This window comes from Listeria monocytogenes, from assembly GCF_041765605.1.
Classification (GTDB): domain Bacteria; phylum Bacillota; class Bacilli; order Lactobacillales; family Listeriaceae; genus Listeria; species Listeria monocytogenes_D.
Genome location: NZ_CP168900.1, coordinates 2,018,239 through 2,034,527 on the forward strand (window position 1 = coordinate 2,018,239; position 16,289 = coordinate 2,034,527).

Annotated in this window: 17 protein-coding genes and 1 riboswitch; of the genes, 1 reads left to right on the plus strand and 16 read right to left on the minus strand. The window is 38.0% G+C overall.

Annotated elements, in window-relative coordinates:
- Positions 1-2: 2 nt before the first annotated feature.
- The 14 genes from hepT to AB2Q86_RS10345 all read right to left on the minus strand — a co-directional run bounded on the left by hepT (position 3) and on the right by AB2Q86_RS10345 (position 14,290).
- Positions 3-968 (minus strand): heptaprenyl diphosphate synthase component II, encoded by a 966-nt coding sequence (gene hepT / locus AB2Q86_RS10280; protein WP_012581061.1) that lies wholly within the window; start codon positions 966-968, stop codon positions 3-5.
- Between the two features lie 10 nt (positions 969-978).
- Positions 979-1,692, minus strand: a complete 714-nt coding sequence (gene menG, locus AB2Q86_RS10285; RefSeq protein ID WP_003728756.1) for a demethylmenaquinone methyltransferase — start codon at positions 1,690-1,692, stop codon at positions 979-981.
- Positions 1,693-1,714: 22 nt separating this feature from the next.
- Positions 1,715-2,482: a heptaprenyl diphosphate synthase component 1 gene (locus AB2Q86_RS10290; protein ID WP_012581060.1), complete on the minus strand. Its 768-nt coding sequence runs from the start codon at positions 2,480-2,482 to the stop codon at positions 1,715-1,717.
- A gap of 58 nt (positions 2,483-2,540) precedes the next feature.
- The gene (gene folE, locus AB2Q86_RS10295; protein WP_003728758.1) at positions 2,541-3,110 is read right to left on the minus strand and encodes a GTP cyclohydrolase I FolE; all 570 of its coding nucleotides are present in this window, start codon (positions 3,108-3,110) and stop codon (positions 2,541-2,543) included.
- A gap of 234 nt (positions 3,111-3,344) precedes the next feature.
- Positions 3,345-3,620, minus strand: a complete 276-nt coding sequence (locus tag AB2Q86_RS10300; protein ID WP_003720260.1) for an HU family DNA-binding protein — start codon at positions 3,618-3,620, stop codon at positions 3,345-3,347.
- Between the two features lie 412 nt (positions 3,621-4,032).
- Positions 4,033-5,013 carry a tyrosine-protein phosphatase gene (locus AB2Q86_RS10305; protein ID WP_012581059.1) on the minus strand — a complete coding sequence of 327 codons (981 nt, stop codon included), beginning with the start codon at positions 5,011-5,013 and terminating at the stop codon, positions 4,033-4,035.
- A gap of 102 nt (positions 5,014-5,115) precedes the next feature.
- Positions 5,116-6,132 carry an NAD(P)H-dependent glycerol-3-phosphate dehydrogenase gene (locus AB2Q86_RS10310; RefSeq protein WP_003728760.1) on the minus strand — a complete coding sequence of 339 codons (1,017 nt, stop codon included), beginning with the start codon at positions 6,130-6,132 and terminating at the stop codon, positions 5,116-5,118.
- Between the two features lie 22 nt (positions 6,133-6,154).
- Positions 6,155-7,465 (minus strand): ribosome biogenesis GTPase Der, encoded by a 1,311-nt coding sequence (gene der / locus AB2Q86_RS10315; RefSeq protein ID WP_003727996.1) that lies wholly within the window; start codon positions 7,463-7,465, stop codon positions 6,155-6,157.
- Positions 7,466-7,608: 143 nt separating this feature from the next.
- Entirely contained in the window at positions 7,609-8,754 is a 1,146-nt protein-coding gene (rpsA, locus tag AB2Q86_RS10320) for a 30S ribosomal protein S1 (protein WP_012581058.1), read from the minus strand.
- Positions 8,755-9,111: 357 nt separating this feature from the next.
- Positions 9,112-9,786, minus strand: coding sequence for a (d)CMP kinase (cmk, locus tag AB2Q86_RS10325; RefSeq protein WP_012581057.1), 675 nt, complete (start codon positions 9,784-9,786; stop codon positions 9,112-9,114).
- 15 nt (positions 9,787-9,801) lie between these two features.
- Complete coding sequence (locus tag AB2Q86_RS10330) at positions 9,802-10,764, minus strand: asparaginase (RefSeq protein WP_003728763.1); 963 nt, start codon at positions 10,762-10,764, stop codon at positions 9,802-9,804.
- An 80-nt stretch (positions 10,765-10,844) separates the two neighbouring features.
- Complete coding sequence (locus AB2Q86_RS10335; protein WP_003728764.1) at positions 10,845-11,564, minus strand: LysM peptidoglycan-binding domain-containing protein; 720 nt, start codon at positions 11,562-11,564, stop codon at positions 10,845-10,847.
- A gap of 318 nt (positions 11,565-11,882) precedes the next feature.
- Positions 11,883-13,286: an ATP-dependent DNA helicase RecQ gene (locus AB2Q86_RS10340; RefSeq protein ID WP_012581056.1), complete on the minus strand. Its 1,404-nt coding sequence runs from the start codon at positions 13,284-13,286 to the stop codon at positions 11,883-11,885.
- On the minus strand, positions 13,283-14,290 hold the full coding sequence (locus AB2Q86_RS10345; RefSeq protein WP_012581055.1) for a helix-turn-helix domain-containing protein: 1,008 nt from the start codon (positions 14,288-14,290) through the stop codon (positions 13,283-13,285). Before AB2Q86_RS10345 ends, AB2Q86_RS10340 begins: the two co-directional genes overlap by 4 nt.
- A gap of 153 nt (positions 14,291-14,443) precedes the next feature.
- On the opposite strand from AB2Q86_RS10345, the gene AB2Q86_RS10350 reads away from it, so the two are divergent.
- Positions 14,444-14,668: a ferredoxin gene (locus AB2Q86_RS10350; RefSeq protein ID WP_012581054.1), complete on the plus strand. Its 225-nt coding sequence runs from the start codon at positions 14,444-14,446 to the stop codon at positions 14,666-14,668.
- A 42-nt stretch (positions 14,669-14,710) separates the two neighbouring features.
- Here the strand turns inward: AB2Q86_RS10350 and AB2Q86_RS10355 are convergent, their stop codons facing one another.
- Positions 14,711-15,322, minus strand: a complete 612-nt coding sequence (locus AB2Q86_RS10355; protein WP_012581053.1) for an ECF transporter S component — start codon at positions 15,320-15,322, stop codon at positions 14,711-14,713.
- Positions 15,323-15,511: 189 nt separating this feature from the next.
- A riboswitch (FMN riboswitch) is annotated at positions 15,512-15,633 on the minus strand.
- Positions 15,634-15,761: 128 nt separating this feature from the next.
- Positions 15,762-16,280: an acyl-CoA thioesterase gene (locus AB2Q86_RS10360; RefSeq protein WP_003728769.1), complete on the minus strand. Its 519-nt coding sequence runs from the start codon at positions 16,278-16,280 to the stop codon at positions 15,762-15,764.
- Positions 16,281-16,289: the final 9 nt, after the last annotated feature.

The window sequence follows — 16,289 nt, forward strand, 5'->3', positions numbered from 1 at the left end:
CGTTAATAATTTCTTTTATCTAAAACACGAACGATTTGTTTTAATGGTTTTAATTCAGGCACTTGCGGCAAAGAATCCAGTATTTCTACAGCTTTCTTTAAGTAGGCTGTTGCGATATCTTCGGCCGGTTTTGCGCCTGCTTTTTTGACTTCTTCCACTAAAACCGCAATTTCTTCTGCTGGAGTTTCCTCTGTAACCTGGCTGATGCGTTTTTTTAGAAAAGGATCTTCCATTGCGAAAAACACTGGCAACGTCACATTTCCTTGTCTTAAATCTTCCCCAGCTGGCTTACCGAGTTCTTTTTCTGTTCCAACAAAATCAAGTACATCATCCGTAATTTGAAACGCCATGCCAACATAATAACCAAAACGAAATAACTTCTGATAATCGGCTTCACTTTGACCAGAAACAACACCACCGAGTCCGCAACTAGCTGCTATCAGTAAAGCTGTTTTCCTTTTAATTCGGCGTAAATAATTACGCACACTTTGGTCAAAATTATATTTATCTTTTAATTGTTCGATTTCGCCTGTAGAAAGCTCCACCGTAACATGAGATAACATTTTGTGCGCAGCAACGTCTTTAATTTCCGTCATATATTCCAGTGACTTAGCAAACAAAAAGTCACCAGTATACATCGCAATATGGTTGCCCCACTTCGATTTAATTGTCTCGCGTCCACGTCTTAAATCAGCATCATCCACTACATCATCATGTACAATCGACGCCATATGAATCAATTCAATCGCTACACTCGCATTTTTTACTGCATCAAAGTCTGCATTAGGAGCAAGTCTTGCGGATAAGCAAACGAACATTGGTCTAATTCGTTTTCCACCAGCCTCTAATAAATGAAGTGCTGCATCAGAAGTTGTTTCAGCAGCCGCGCCCGAAAGAGCCTTTTTAAGTTCTTTTTCAACTGAGTCAATGTCTTTTTGCATATTTGCATATAAAAAGTTAAGTTTCATGCTTGCCACCTTATTGTTCCTTCTTTTTAAATCCAAAGTGGGTTGCACTTGCGCCGCCACTGTGTGAAATATATCTTACGTATGAAAATCCGGCTTCTTGAAACATTTCCGCAAGTCTAGCCATCCCTGGAAACTCGCGCGTTGATTCTTGTAACCAGCTATATTCTTTATAACTTTTCGCAAAAAATTTCCCGAAAACAGGCATTACATAGCGAAAATAAGCATTAAACACTTGTTTCCAGCCAGGAATATTGGGTTGAGACGTATCAATACATGCCAGCTGTCCACCTGGTTTTAGCACACGGTACATTTCCCGGAGTACTTGCATATAATCTGGTACATTTCTAAGCCCAAAACCAATGGTCACATAATCAAAACTATTATCTGGAAAAGGTAGTTCCATTGCATTTCCGTGAATAAGTTCTACATTGTGCAAGTCTGCTTCGGTTACTTTCTCGCGACCAACTTTCAGCATATTTTCACTAAAATCAAGCCCTGTCACATGACCTTCAGGACCAATTTCTTCCGCCATCATAATCGACCAATCTGCCGTTCCACAGCAAACATCAAGAACATTCGTCCCTTTTTGAACACGCATTAGCTTCATTGTTTCTTTGCGCCATTTCACATGCAGTTTAAAACTAATAACACTATTCATTCGGTCATAACTTGGCGAAATTTTCTCAAATACTTTATGTACTTTTTCTTCTTTAGTTTCCGTCATATCCCGAATCTCCTTCTATTTATCAGTCGTTAAGAACTTCGATGATTCTTTTTTCCAGTATGTTAGAAAGCGGTTCAGATTCCGTTCTTAGTCGTTCCACTTCCATCTTCACATCACGAATAATCGCTACTAACCAGCTTTCAAAATTAGATACGGCTTCCTTCGCAAAATAGCCATGATCAAACGCACGCTTCAATCTAGACGCACCAATTTCTTTGTAAGTAGCAAGTTCTGTTTGGAGTCTTTTAAGTAAAAAGAACTGGCAACCTAGCGCGATAAATGTGTCATCTTTCATAAAATACTTCGCAAACTTGGCAAAAATAGCCGCATTCGTTAACGTAAGCTGAGATAAATACTCTTCATCTGTTGCGACATGTAACTGGTAAATATTGGTTTTTGCTGTGTTTGTTTCTTGAACACCGCTTTGCAATGCTCGAAGCAGTGGAATCATTTCTAATTCAGCAAGTGTGCGGTAATAGAGAGCACTATAAAAATCCCCAGCGAGAACCGTCAACTCTTGTTCCTTACGAGTGAGCTGTACGACATCCCCTGGTTCATCAATTTTTTCATGTGTATCATGCGCTAAAATCATGTACAGCGTTGCACTAACGACGCGATAAGCTGCAGCATCAGTCAAATCAGAGCCAGAAATTGCTTCATGAAGAAATAGCATTTGATCCTTGTCCATTTGCCCGCCTTCATTATTCTCTTGTAAATACTGATAGACTGCTTGCTCATGTACCAACTGCTCCACTTCCTTTAGCCCAGCCTCTCTTGCCTGATAAGTCATTTAACAATCCCCTTTGAATCTCCTTAATATGTAAAATAAATTATACCATAAAGGATATTTAATTATGCTTAATTAAAGCCAAAACTTCACTTCTAAGCTTATCATCATTTTTAAAAGCACCACGAACAGCGCTTGTAATTGTTTTTGTTCCAGGTTTATTTACACCGCGGATAGTCATGCACATATGCTCTGCTTCCATGATGACCATTACACCCAGCGGTTTTAGTTTATCCATCATAATTTCTGCGACAGTCGTTGTAATCCGTTCTTGTAGCTGCGGACGACGACTCACATCATCCACGACACGTGCAAGTTTGCTAAGACCGGCAACTCTTCCATTTTGTGGTAAGTAGGCTACATGAGCTACTCCGAAAAAAGGGACAAGGTGATGTTCACACATAGACGAAAAACGAATGTCTTTCACAAGTACTAATTCTTCATGTTGTTCTTCAAAAATAGTGTCGAAATGAACAGAAGGATCTTTTTTCAGTCCAGCAAAAACTTCTTCATACATACGAGCTACTCGCATTGGTGTATCAATCAGCCCTTCACGATCTGGATTTTCTCCTACTGCTTCTAATATAACTTTTACCGCGTCAGCAATCTTTTGTTTGTCTATTTGCTCCATCCTTAATTCCCCTATCTTTTTAGCATTATATACCTTGTATATCTTAACACAGCCGAACTTCAAGGTAAATTTAATTTGCTTGGATAAGTGATAATAATAGGGTTTTTTTGCTCTGCTATTTATATTCCCTATTTCTAAAACGGAAAACCACTAAAAATGGGCATAAAAAAACTAGCCTAGCTTAATTATAAAATTAAGGCCAGACTAGAGTTAGTGCTTAAAAGTCTATGTAGCTTATTTAACAGCTTCTTTAAGCGCTTTACCAGGTTTGAAAGCTGGTACTTTACTTGCAGGGATGTCGATTTCTTCTTTAGTACGAGGGTTACGGCCTTTACGGGCAGCACGTTCACGTACTTCAAAGTTACCAAATCCGATTAATTGAACTTTTTCACCTTTAGATAAAGAAGTTTGAATAGTTTCGAATACAGCTTCTACTGCTTTCGCTGCGTCTTTTTTAGAAAGATCAGCTAGTTCAGCTACGCTATTTACTAAATCAGTTTTATTTGCCATTGTGTTTTCACCTCCTTCACAGAATACTACAAAATAAGCAGGTACAAGATATACCTGTATTTCTCTTTTTTTCCAAAAACAAAAATTGATTTTGGAAATCTAAGGAGAATCATGACTGAAATGGCTTAACTACAAGCCTTAACAGTAATTCTGATAAAAGATTATCACATAATCCCTACAACTGCAAGGAATAATGCCAAACTGACACCGTTTCTTAACATTTTCAATCACAAACTTTTTTCTTTAAATGCTTGAAAACGTGATAGTATCAACCTGTTATCCATAATACTAACTTGGAAGCCTTAGAATAGCAAGCGATACCACCACAATTAGCTAAAATAGTTCTTTTTTCATAAAAATATCGGTAAATTTGCGTCTATTACCTGAAAACTCTAGGTTTCTGAGCCTAGTTTTATTCTAACATTTCTTTTTGGAAAGCTGCTTTTTCTGCCGCAGTAATTCCGATTCCTTTTTCTAAATAGTTAGCTACGGAGCCATATTGTTTTTTCATTTCGTCAAAGGCAATTTCCAAATATTCAGGACGTGCTTCTGCCATAGGACGGAATGTTTCTAAGTCTATTTTTTCTGTTCCGCTGGAAAAGAGCGCCACGATTCCACCCATTTCTTGTAGAATATCGTCCTGATAGCGATTAGTGATGGCGTAATCGTCGAAAATCGTTTTTTCTGGTACATCTAACAATGTTAATAATAATGCCCCTAAGACGCCTGTACGGTCTTTTCCTGCAGTGCAATGGAAAACGAATGGCAAGCCTGCTTTGGCATCTTCTAATACTTCTGTAAAAATTTCTCTAAAGCCCTCCACTGATTGCACAAAAACGCGATAACTTTCTCCCATCAGCGGTTCATAAATAGTTGTATCACTTGTTACTGGTAACTTTGTTTCTTCATTTTTGGCAGTGCCAATAGGAATATGCTTATTTAGCACACCTTCAATTGCAGGCGTAGGTTGTGCTTGTACTTCGGAACTACTGCGCAAATCACAAATCCATTTAATATGTAGTTTTTGCAGTAATGCTGCATCGTTCGCATTTATATTCACGAGATTAGAAGAACGATATAACTTTCCCCATTTCACATGTTTACCATTTTCGGAGGCATAACCACCCATATCACGAAAATTAAAAACACTCTCCAGCGGCAAAATGCGTTCTGAAATAACCGTTTTATCTCCTTTTGGCCCCTCTAAAAAGAAATAAACAGGAATATCCTTCGTTTCATACGTAAAGTGATCAACTTCATTTGTCACTTTGAAAACAGGCGCGCTACTGGCTTCTAGGTTAGGACTACTACTTACAAAAACCAATGTTCCTTCGCTGACTTCTTCTTTTTTCCATGTTAATGTTACGGCTTTATCTGTACGAGTAACTTCCATATTATCCACCTACTTTTTATTATTTGGCTCTTCTGCTTCATTTTAGCATAATTCCTAAAAAAAGAGCCAAAATAAGCGGATAGCCCATTTTGACTCTTTCTATTAAAATGATTCTTTTTCGATTTTCTTTTTGCGACCCATTAATAAATCCACTGCTTCGCGAGCATCTTTATTTTCGAATAAAATCGCGTAAATGGATTCGGTAATCGGCATATCAATATCAAGTTTTTTCGCCCAACCATGTACTGCTTTAGCTGTTCGAACACCTTCAACGACCATGCCCATTTTTTCTAATACTTCATCTAAATTCTCGCCTTTACCTAGCATATTACCAGCACGCCAATTACGTGAATGTACACTAGTACAAGTAACGATTAAGTCACCAATACCAGTCAGCCCGTAAAAAGTTTGCGGATTAGAGCCAACAGCAACGCCGAGACGAGTGATTTCTGCCATTCCACGAGTCATTAAAGCCGCTTTGGCATTATCGCCGTAGCCAAGGCCATCAGAGATTCCTGCGCCAAGTGCGATAATGTTTTTAAGCGCGCCACCAATTTCTGCACCAATCACATCATCATTCGTATAAATGCGCAAGTTATTATTGATGAAACGATCTTGAACAATCTCAGCAGCTGTTAAATCTTTACAGCTTGCACAAAGTGTTGTTGGGTGACGAAGCGCAACTTCTTCCGCGTGGCTTGGTCCAGAAAGAACAACAAGCGCCTTCCGTTTAGCTGCATCAATTTCTTCTTCAATCACTTCGGACATTCGAAGGTTTGTTTCTGGTTCAATACCTTTACTCACATGCACTAAAATGGTTGGTTCTTTTAGCGCTTCATTTAACTGCTTACAAACGATACGCATCGCATTTGTTGGAATAGCAATTACGACAATTTCTGCACCATCAATAGCTTCATCAAGTGACAATGTCGCTTTTACCTCAGTTGGTAAAATAATATCTGGCAAATAGTGACTATTCGTGTGCGATTCGTTAATTTCATTCACAATTTTATCTAAGTTTCCCCAAATAACTGGTTTATGATTATTATCAGCTAGGACAAGTGCAAGACCTGTTCCCCAACTTCCAGCGCCAAGAATAGCTACTTTTTTCTGTGTCATTATATTTTTCCTCCCGAAAACTTTACTTACGCTTACGAGCAATTACTCGAATTGGCGTACCTTCAAATGGAAATGCTTCTCTAATCCGGTTTTCTAAGAAACGTTCATACGAGAAATGCATGAGTTCTGGATCATTAACAAATACAACAAATGTCGGTGGTTTTACAGCCACTTGCGTTGTATAGAAAATCTTCAGTCGTTTACCTTTATCCATTGGTGATGGGTTCATTGCAACGGCATCACTAATAACATCATTCAGCATACTTGATTGCACACGGAGTGAATGGTTGTCGCTTACTTGGTTAATAAGTGGGAATAGATTATTTAAGCGTTGTTTTGTTTTCGCTGATACAAAGACAATTGGTGCATAGCTTAAGAATTGGAATTGCTCCCGAATATCTTCCGTCCATACGTTAATTGTTTTTTCATCTTTGTTAATTGCATCCCATTTGTTTACTACAATAATAATCGCACGTCCGGCATCATGCGCATATCCAGCAATTCGTTTATCTTGCTCACGAATCCCTTCTTCTGCGTTGATAACCACAAGAACAACGTCCGAGCGTTCAATTGCTCTCATTGCACGTAAAACACTATATTTCTCTGTGCTTTCATACACTTTCCCACGTTTTCTCATTCCGGCTGTATCAATCATGACATAATCTTGGCCATCGAAAGTATAAGTTGTATCAATTGCATCACGAGTTGTACCCGCAATATCAGAAACAATAACACGATCTTCTCCAAGCAGTGCATTTAGAATAGAAGATTTACCAACATTTGGTCGACCGATTAAACTGAATTTCACTGTGTCATCTGGATATTCTTCCTCTTCTTCTTTTGGAAAATGAGCGCGAACAGCATCAAGCATGTCCCCAAGCCCTAGTCCATGTGAACCAGAAATTGGATACGGCTCACCAAACCCAAGAGAATAAAAATCATAAATTTGATCTCGCATTTCTGGGTTATCTACTTTATTAATCGCTAAAACAATTGGTTTATTAGACCGGTAAAGAATTTTTGCTACTTGTTCGTCTGCATCGGTAACCCCTTCACGACCATTGGTAATAAAAATAATTACGTCTGCTTCATCAATTGCGATTTCCGCTTGTGCGCGAATTTGCTCTAAGAATGGTTCGTCGGAAAGATCAATACCACCTGTATCAATAATGTTAAATTCTTTTCCAAGCCATTCCGCTGAATTATATATGCGGTCACGTGTCACACCGGGAACATCTTCCACTATGGAAACACGTTCACCAACGATTCTGTTAAAAATAGTCGATTTGCCAACGTTTGGACGTCCGACAATCGCTACAACTGGTTTTGCCATTATTTCACCTTCTTTTTTCTCGAATCCTATTTATCAAACTTTCTTTAGTTTATCAGTAAAACAGCTTACTGGCAATGAAAAGTTCGATTTGAAAAAGAAAAAGAGCCTATGGGAACAGTCTCCCTAGGCTCTTTTGCATACAATTATTTATCGTCGTTTTGAAGACCTTTTAATTTATCACCAATTAAATCGCTCATTTGGAATCCAGTGTTTTCTTCTGGAAGTTCATAGTCAGCTTCTTCAACTGGAGCATCTTTTAATTCTTTAATGCTTAATGATAAACGTTTGTCTGCTTCATTTACTTCAAGTACTTTCACTTCTACTGTTTGCCCTTCTGAAAGGACTTCTTGTGGAGTTCCAATATGTTCATGGGAGATTTGCGAAATGTGAACCAAACCTTCCACTCCTTCGAAAATTTCCACAAATGCACCAAAAGTAACGAGGCGCACTACTTTTCCTTCTAAAACAGAACCAACTGGCGCTTTTTCAGCAATGCCGTCCCAAGGTCCAGGTAAAGTCGCTTTAATAGAAAGAGAAATACGTTCGTTTTCAGGATCAATTCCAATAACTTTAACCGTTACTTTTTGTCCTTCTTCTAACGCTTCTTGCGGTGTTGCAATATGTTTATAAGAAATTTGCGAGATGTGAACTAATCCGTCCACGCCACCAATATCAACGAATGCACCAAAATTAGCTAAGCGTTGAACCGTACCTTCAATCACGTCGCCTTCTTTGATTTCGCTAAGTAGCGCTTGCTTTTGACTAGCTTTTTCTGTTTCCACAACTGCACGATGGCTTAAAATTACACGGTTATTTTCTGGTTCAAATTCTACTACTTTGAAAGTAAGTGTAGTTCCTTTGTAATCTGCAAAATCTTCCACAAAATGGTCTTCTACTAAAGAAGCTGGAACAAACGCACGAACGCCAAGGTCAACAACTAATCCACCTTTAACAACATCACTGACTACTGCTTCAAAAACTTCACCAGATTCGAATTTAGCTTTAATATCATCAGATGCTTTTTCTGCATCCACTTTTCTTTTAGATAAAACAAGTACATCGTCTTCTACTTTAGTGACAATCAAATCAAGTGTGTCGCCAACGCTCACAACGTCAGAAGCTGTCTCCACATGTATATTGGAAAGTTCACTTATTGGAACGACACCATCAAGTTTGCTATCGGGAATACCAACATAAACTTGTTTATCTTCCACGCTTGTAACTGTGCCAGTGACTTTGTCTCCTTCTTCAAAATTTCTAACTTCCACATCAAATAAATCTTCAGACATGTGTAGCCCTCCATTCGTTAGTCGAATTTTAGGAGTTTCTAATTCAGAAGCAACCTTCACGCTCGCTTCCTCCGCTTGACTAGTTTTCCTAGATAGGCAAATTCCGATTAAATAAAGAAAAATATCAAATGCACCTTCTGTAAAACTGATCTTCCAACTAGAAAATCCTTTCAAGATACTTTTCACAAAGTAAAAAATCTCTCTTATAACATCCTACAAATCCAGACATTTGTCAAGCTCTTTAAGGGGGTGAAAATGACTATAGGGCGTGAAATCGCCTCGTTTGTTTAGCCTTTCACGGTTAAATTAAAAAAGTGCTACATTTCCATTTAGTTAAGAAAATGTAGCACTTTTTCGTTAATTATTGATTTTTAGTTCTGCTAGTGAAAGAATTTTGTTAGCCACTTCATCAATCGACATCGATGTTGTATCTACTTCAATGGCATCGTCTGCTTTTTTTAATGGGGAATGTGTTCTTGTGTAATCTAAATGATCTCGCTCTTCAATTTCTTTTTTGAGTTGGTCTAGATCTCCAGCAAAACCTTTCGCCATATTTTCTTTATAACGACGTTCCGCCCGTTCTTCTACGCTTGCAAGTAAGAATATTTTTAGTTCAGCATTTGGAAGAACTGCCGTCCCGATATCTCGGCCATCCATAACAATTCCACCCTCTGTCGCAAAAACTTGTTGACGCTCTTGAAGTGCTTCACGAATAGATGGATGCGCAGCAACGATAGAAACATGGTTGGTTATTTCTAATGACCGAATTACTTCTGTCACATTTTCGTTACCTACAAATACTTGTTGTATTTCGCCAGGTTCAAAACGAATAACTGTTTTTTGAAGTAGGGCTGCTATTCCTTTTTCATCTTCGTAAGCAATGTTATTTTTTAAAGCAATATAGGTTACTGCACGATACATCGCACCCGTATCAATATAAACAAAACGCAATTTTTTCGCTACGATTTTCGCTACCGTACTTTTTCCTGCTGCAGCTGGTCCATCAATCGCGATACATATCTTTTTAGTCATAAAATAAAACTCCTTTTATCTGAAATTGGTTTGATTAATTTCTTCTTGGGATGCTAAAAGTACCATTAATTTCATCCGCGCTTTTTTACTATCGTAGTCTTTTCCTAAAATAACGCCACGGTTATATAAGTCAAACGTGCTACCTTCATAATCATATGTAGTATATACATTTCCTTCTTCCGCACTTGTTGTGATGACAACTGGAATTCCCGCATCTAATGCTCTGATAATAGCTGGCATCATTTTTGGCGCCACTTGTCCGCGTCCAACACCTTCTAAAACGATTCCTGAAACGCCACTATCAATCGCAGCATCAATAAATAGACCGTCTGCTCCAATATAACATTTAATCACAACGACTTCTGGTAGGTCTAGGCGAATATCAAAGCACTCATGTTCAAGCGGTTTTTGATACAGGAATACTTGGTCATTATCAATGATACCAAGATAGCCAAAACCAAAAGCACTAAAGCCTTGGATATTAGATGCATGAACTTTTTTGACATATCTCGCTGCGAAAATCCGCTCATTGAAAACAACGACTGTCCCAGCTTGACGTAAATTCATTTCGCATGCTGTATAAATTGCATGACGAATATTAACATAGGCATCTGTTCCCGGCTCTTCTGGCGCACGCTGCGATCCAGTAACTACAATGGGACGTGCATCGGTTACTGCAAGATCAAGAAAATAAGCTGTTTCTTCTAAGGAATCTGTCCCGTGTGTTACAACTATGCCATCATAAGTTTCGTCCATGAAAATGGATTCAATAAGTTGTTTCAAACTAATTAAATCAGGAAGCGTAATATGCATAGATGGTAATTGAAAAGTAGAATAAATATCTATTTGAATTTCTGTTGGTAATTGGCATAATGCAGCTAATTCTTCTCCAGATAATTCACCAGATGCAAGTTTGCCTGATGCTGTTTTCTTACTTGCAATTGTACCGCCTGTTGTAATTAGTGCCACTTTTGCCATGGTTATTTCCCCCTACTTTTTCCATTTAAACAAACAAATGAGTCTCGGAAGCGTTTCCCAGACCCATTCAGTGTTGTTTATTACTGTGGAATTGTTAGAACTGTGCCAACTGGAACATTATTACTTCCCAGTCCATTGGCTTGTTTAATTTTTTCTACTCCGGCAGCTGCCCCCGCTTGTCCATATGCAGAACGAGCAATGCTATAAAGGGTATCGCCAGCTTTTACAGTATGAGATCCTCCAGCTTTTTTCTGAGTGGATTCATTTGCTTTTTGTTGTGCAGCTTTTTCAGCGGCTGCTTTGTCGGCAGCAGCTTTCTCTGCAGCGGCTTTTTCTTCTGCAGCTTCTTTTTCTTTTCTTTCATTTGCTGCTTTAACTGCGTCTTCTTCTTGTTTTTTCTTATCTGCTTCTGCTTTTGCTTCTGCAGCTTTCTTCTCTTCCGCAGCCTTTTCAGCAGCAGCTTTTTCTTCAGCGGCTTTTTTTGCTTTTTCTTTGTCTTCTTTAGATTGTGTGTTGTCAGATACATTTACGGTTGATTCTGTGTCTGTTTTCACTTCGTTTGATGAACCCATATTTTGTACTGTCACAAAGACAATCACGATAACGATTGGAATTAATAGGAAAAAAACTATCAATAAATTAAGTAATGGGTATCTAAAAATGGTTTTCTTTTTTCCTTTTCTGCTATCAGAACGGGATAACATCGGCGGTTCATTATTGAATTCATCTTGACCTTCAGAATTCATGTCATAATCAGCCGGTTCTTCGTATTCCCGTTTTTCTTTTCTTGTTTTTACCACTCAAAGTTCCTCCTTTAGTGCTTGCTAACTTATCCTATGCACTATTATTGGCACAGAGAAGTGTTACATATGATGTTAATAAATGAAATACCTTTGAAATAATTATAACCATAAACGCAACTTACAACAACACTTAAACTGCTTTTTTAGAAAAAAAAGCAAGAATCATTCTAATTTAGTACTTCTGGCATAGAATCTAGCTTGATTTTATACAGATTACTGAACAAAATAATAACAATTTTTTCACTATTAAACAAGTCTTTTTTTCACAAAAAATGTGAAATTAGCTACTTTTTGTCGAATTTCGTAACAATACAACTACTGGAGTAAATAGGATAGATAGGCTTCCCATGTTGGAATTTCTTTCAGCTGTATTTTTTCTCGTTTCTCAAAATAGGTTATTTCTGCCCCATCCAAGTCACAACAATTTTCTGGTGTGGCTTCTATTGGCGTTTCTTCAAAGTAGCGCAAAATGTAATTGCGACGGCAGTCTTCTGTATGAAGGTAGCCGATAAATTGTTGTAAATTAGCTCGTTTCCATTTTTTGCGATAATTCATTTTGGCGGTCAATTCTTTCGTACTTAAACCGCTTCGTTGGTAATACTCAATGAAACGCTGCTCTGTTTCCGGCAATGTTTTCCGTTGCTCATTCGTCAAGTTCATTAAATTGGCGTCTGGTATGTCTTGATCTGCTAACTGCATTTGAATGAATTCATCTCCATTCGCATAAAGTAAAATCGCAACACTATCCTTGCCGTCGCGCCCAGCTCGACCAATTTCTTGCAAATAAGCTTCCAAATCAGCTGGCATATGATAATGAATCACAAAACGAATATCTGCTTTATCTATTCCCATCCCAAAAGCGCTAGTGGCGCATATAATATCCAACTGTCCATATACAAATTGTTGCTGAATAATAATCCTATCTTCCGTGTCCATATCACCGTGATAATAAGCGACCCTCAATTCGGCAATTTCGCTTAATTCATGCGCTATACTTTCTGCTAATTTTTTACTGGAAAAATAAATAATTCCCGGCGTTTGCAGTTTGCGTACAAGCTCATATAAACGTTCTTTCTTCAGCTGCTGGCTAGAAAATTTCTCCACTTGTAAAGAAATATTCGGCCGATTCACCGAATAAATGATTTGCTCACAATCCGTTAAGTGCAGTTGCGTTAAAATGTCCACCCTAACCTTCTTCGTCGCCGTAGCAGTAAGCACCATAGTCACTGGGAAATTAGCCTCTTTAATAAATTGACCTAACATTAAATAATCAGGTCGAAAATCATGGCCCCACTGCGAAATACAATGTGCTTCATCTATAACAAACAAACTGATTTTTTGTTTTAATAATAGATTCTTCACAGCTTCATTATTTAGCATTTCTGGTGATAAAAAAATAAATTTATATAAATGAATGTTCGCAAGGATTTGGCTTTTTTCTTCTCGTTTTAAAAAGCTATTCAGTGCCGCCACTCGCTTTTCTCCGTGAGCACGCATTCGCTCCATTTGGTCTTGCATGAGGGAAAGTAGCGGTGAAACAATCAAAACTAACCCCTCCATCAAATGGCCGGCTAATTGATAACAAATGGTTTTTCCCGTTCCAGTAGGTAACATGGCGAAACAATTCCGTTTGGCCAAAGCTGTTTCAATTACTTCTTTTTGACCAGGGCGAAACGCATCAAATCCAAGATATTCTTTTAATTCCTGTTCTAAATTCACCGCTCGCCCTCCCTACTAACAACCGCTAACCGAATTTGATAATAATCTAAATCTGGAAATTCTGCTTTTATTTCACGTAGTAAATTCCATTTCTTTGTATTAATCGTTTGGATGACTTCCTCTTCTGGTAAATTAGGAACGTCCGCTTCTTTCAAAGTAGCTCGGATTTCCACAAAATGATCATGAATAGTACTCATTTTCAAATTCCGAATTCGCTCAATTGCTTCTAGATCCGCGCCATTCTGCCAAAGTGAATAAGTTTGCATTGCAGAACTAGTTAGTCCGGCTAATTCATCCGGCACAAGACTAACTAAAATCGGCCATTCTTCTGGTTTCTTTTTCATTACAGAAAGCAAACGGTGAATCTCGTGTAGCACTTCAAAATAAACATCCCACTTCTCTACTTGATACTTTGTGGCAATTTGTTCTGTCGTATAGCCCATTAATTCTCCACCCGAAAACCGCTCCACAATAAACGCTGGCCGAGCAACTGCTAATTTTTCCATCCATGCAAAAAGTTCCTCGTATAACGCATCTGCTAAACTTGATTTATCTTGTGACTTCAACCAATGCTTAATAAATTGTTGAATCTTTTTATCACGAATGACAGGTAAATAATAACTTTCGTGGTGATGGATGTTGCTAACAACTTGAACAGCGAGTCGCAAATGGGCAAAGAAGGCAAATGCTTGCCGCTGAAATGTAAAACCTAGAAAATCCGGATAGTCAGTTGCAAAAGAGGCCACTTGTTGTTCTTGAATCACATAGCCATTTTCAGTTGAAACAATGCTGCCTCGGCGCACTAAATCTGAAAGGCGGCTCTCTAAATAGTTGGCTTTTAAATTAGGCACTAACCCAAATAAATGTTGCATTTGAAAAAGATGGATATCTTGAACAGCTTGTCCAGTTCTTCTTCCAGCTAAAACAGTATGTAAAAATGGTAATTTTCTAGGTGTAATACTTTTTTCTAAAATCGTCATAATATAGTTATCCAGCTTATCCAAGACTCGTCCACCACCTTTTTTGTATCACAATCATAACACAGAAACACTTGTTCTACATTAGTTTTTCCGAAAAAAACTTTTTCAAAATATGTTACAATAGAAAAAGAAAAAATCTGGCTGCAAATAGTTATTTTAGAAAGGAAGCGTAGAAAATTGAAGTATTGTCTTGTTGAAAAAGACACTTGTATTGCTTGTGGCGCTTGTTCCATTCATGCACCCGATGTTTTTGATTACGATACAGAAGGTCTTGCCTTTAATATATTAGATGATAACACTGGAACAAAAGAAATTCCTGAAGATTTGGTCGAAATGGTGATTGACGCTGAATTCGCTTGTCCTTCACTTTCTATCAAAGTTTCCGATGGCCCATTTCATTAAAAAAATCCGGCAGCCCATTTAGAGGCTACCGGATTTTTATATTTAATGGCTTGTTTCTTGTTGTCTTTTTTCAAATTTGCGCCGTTCTTTTATTGTTTGATTTTTAGCAATCCATTTTTTCAATCTAGAGTAGAGCAGTAAGAATACAGCACTGACGATGACACCTTTTAATAAACTGAATGGTATAATCGCGTATGTGACTAACCAAGCAACATCAGTATCCGCCGGAAGTCCACCAAGTTTAATGTAAAATGGTAATAAAATGAAATAATTAAATATCGACATGACGACTGTCATTACTAACGTTCCAATTGCTGTCGAAAGCACCATTCCTTTTGTTGAACGAAACCAGTGAAATAAATAATAAATCGGTAATACATAAACAATACCATTAATAAAATTGGATATTTCTCCAATCGGAACCCCAACTGGACTGCCTGACACAATGTAAAGTAGCACATTTTTGATTAGTTCTACTAAAATCACTGCGAGTGGTCCGAATAATAAGCCACCAATCAAAGCTGGAATATCACTGAAATCAAGCTTTAAAAATGGTGCACTCGGTAGTAGCGGAAATTGTAGCATCATTAAAATAAATGCTAAAGTACCAAGAACCGCCACACTTACAAAAACCTTCATTGAATAATTCTTCATTGTCATTTCTCCCTTGATGTTCACCAAGAAGCGAGTGACGTCGCTTAACGAATGCAACCCAAGCAAATAAAAAACCTCAACTAAAAAGAGTTGAGGGAGAGTTTGTGAATGAATAAACAAGCACAGGATACTCAAATAAGCATCACAGCTTGCTAACACATGCTCGTGAAGACAAACGAAAAGGTCTGCCAACATCTTCTCCCATCCAGACTATACTGTCGGTCCTGGAATTACACCAGAGTCAACTGCTAAAAAGCAGATCGTGGACTTTAACCACCGGTCGGGAATTGCACCCTGCCCCGAAGATGAACGAATATTTTCTTACAATTTTCATTTTACCATGAAAAAAATTTTTGGCAAGCCCTTTTGTACGTTTTTTCACGTAAGCGCTTTCTATCCAAATAAAATAAAAACCAGCTAATTAGCTGGTTTTATTTGTTCACCACGGAATATCTGTTGATAATGATTCCGCTAATGATTGGTTTTCTTTCAAACGGATTTTGCGCGCAATACTTCTTGCCTCGGCGCCCGCGTGGATTCTTTTTTGTTCTTCTGTTTCTGGTTCAACGAGTGGTACTTCTACAGTTTTACCATCAGCATCCAACGCCACAAATGTTAAAAAGGATGTCGCCGCTAAGTAACGTTCTCCTGTTTTCAAATTCTCCGCAATAATTTTAACGAAGATTTCCATTGAACTTCTGCCCGTTGAAGCTACATAAGACTCTAAGCAAACAGAGTGATCATTTTTAATCGGTTTTAGGAAATCCACTGAGTCTGTCGATGCAGTGACAATTTCCGTACGACAATGACGAGAGGCGCTGATAGAAGCCGTATCATCAATATAAGTCATCAATCTACCACCAAAAAGGGTATTATGATTATTCGTGTCTGACGGGAAAACCCGGCTCGTTTTAATTACTAGTGATTCTTTACAAAATTTTGTTTGTCTTTTTTCCATGTTTTTCGC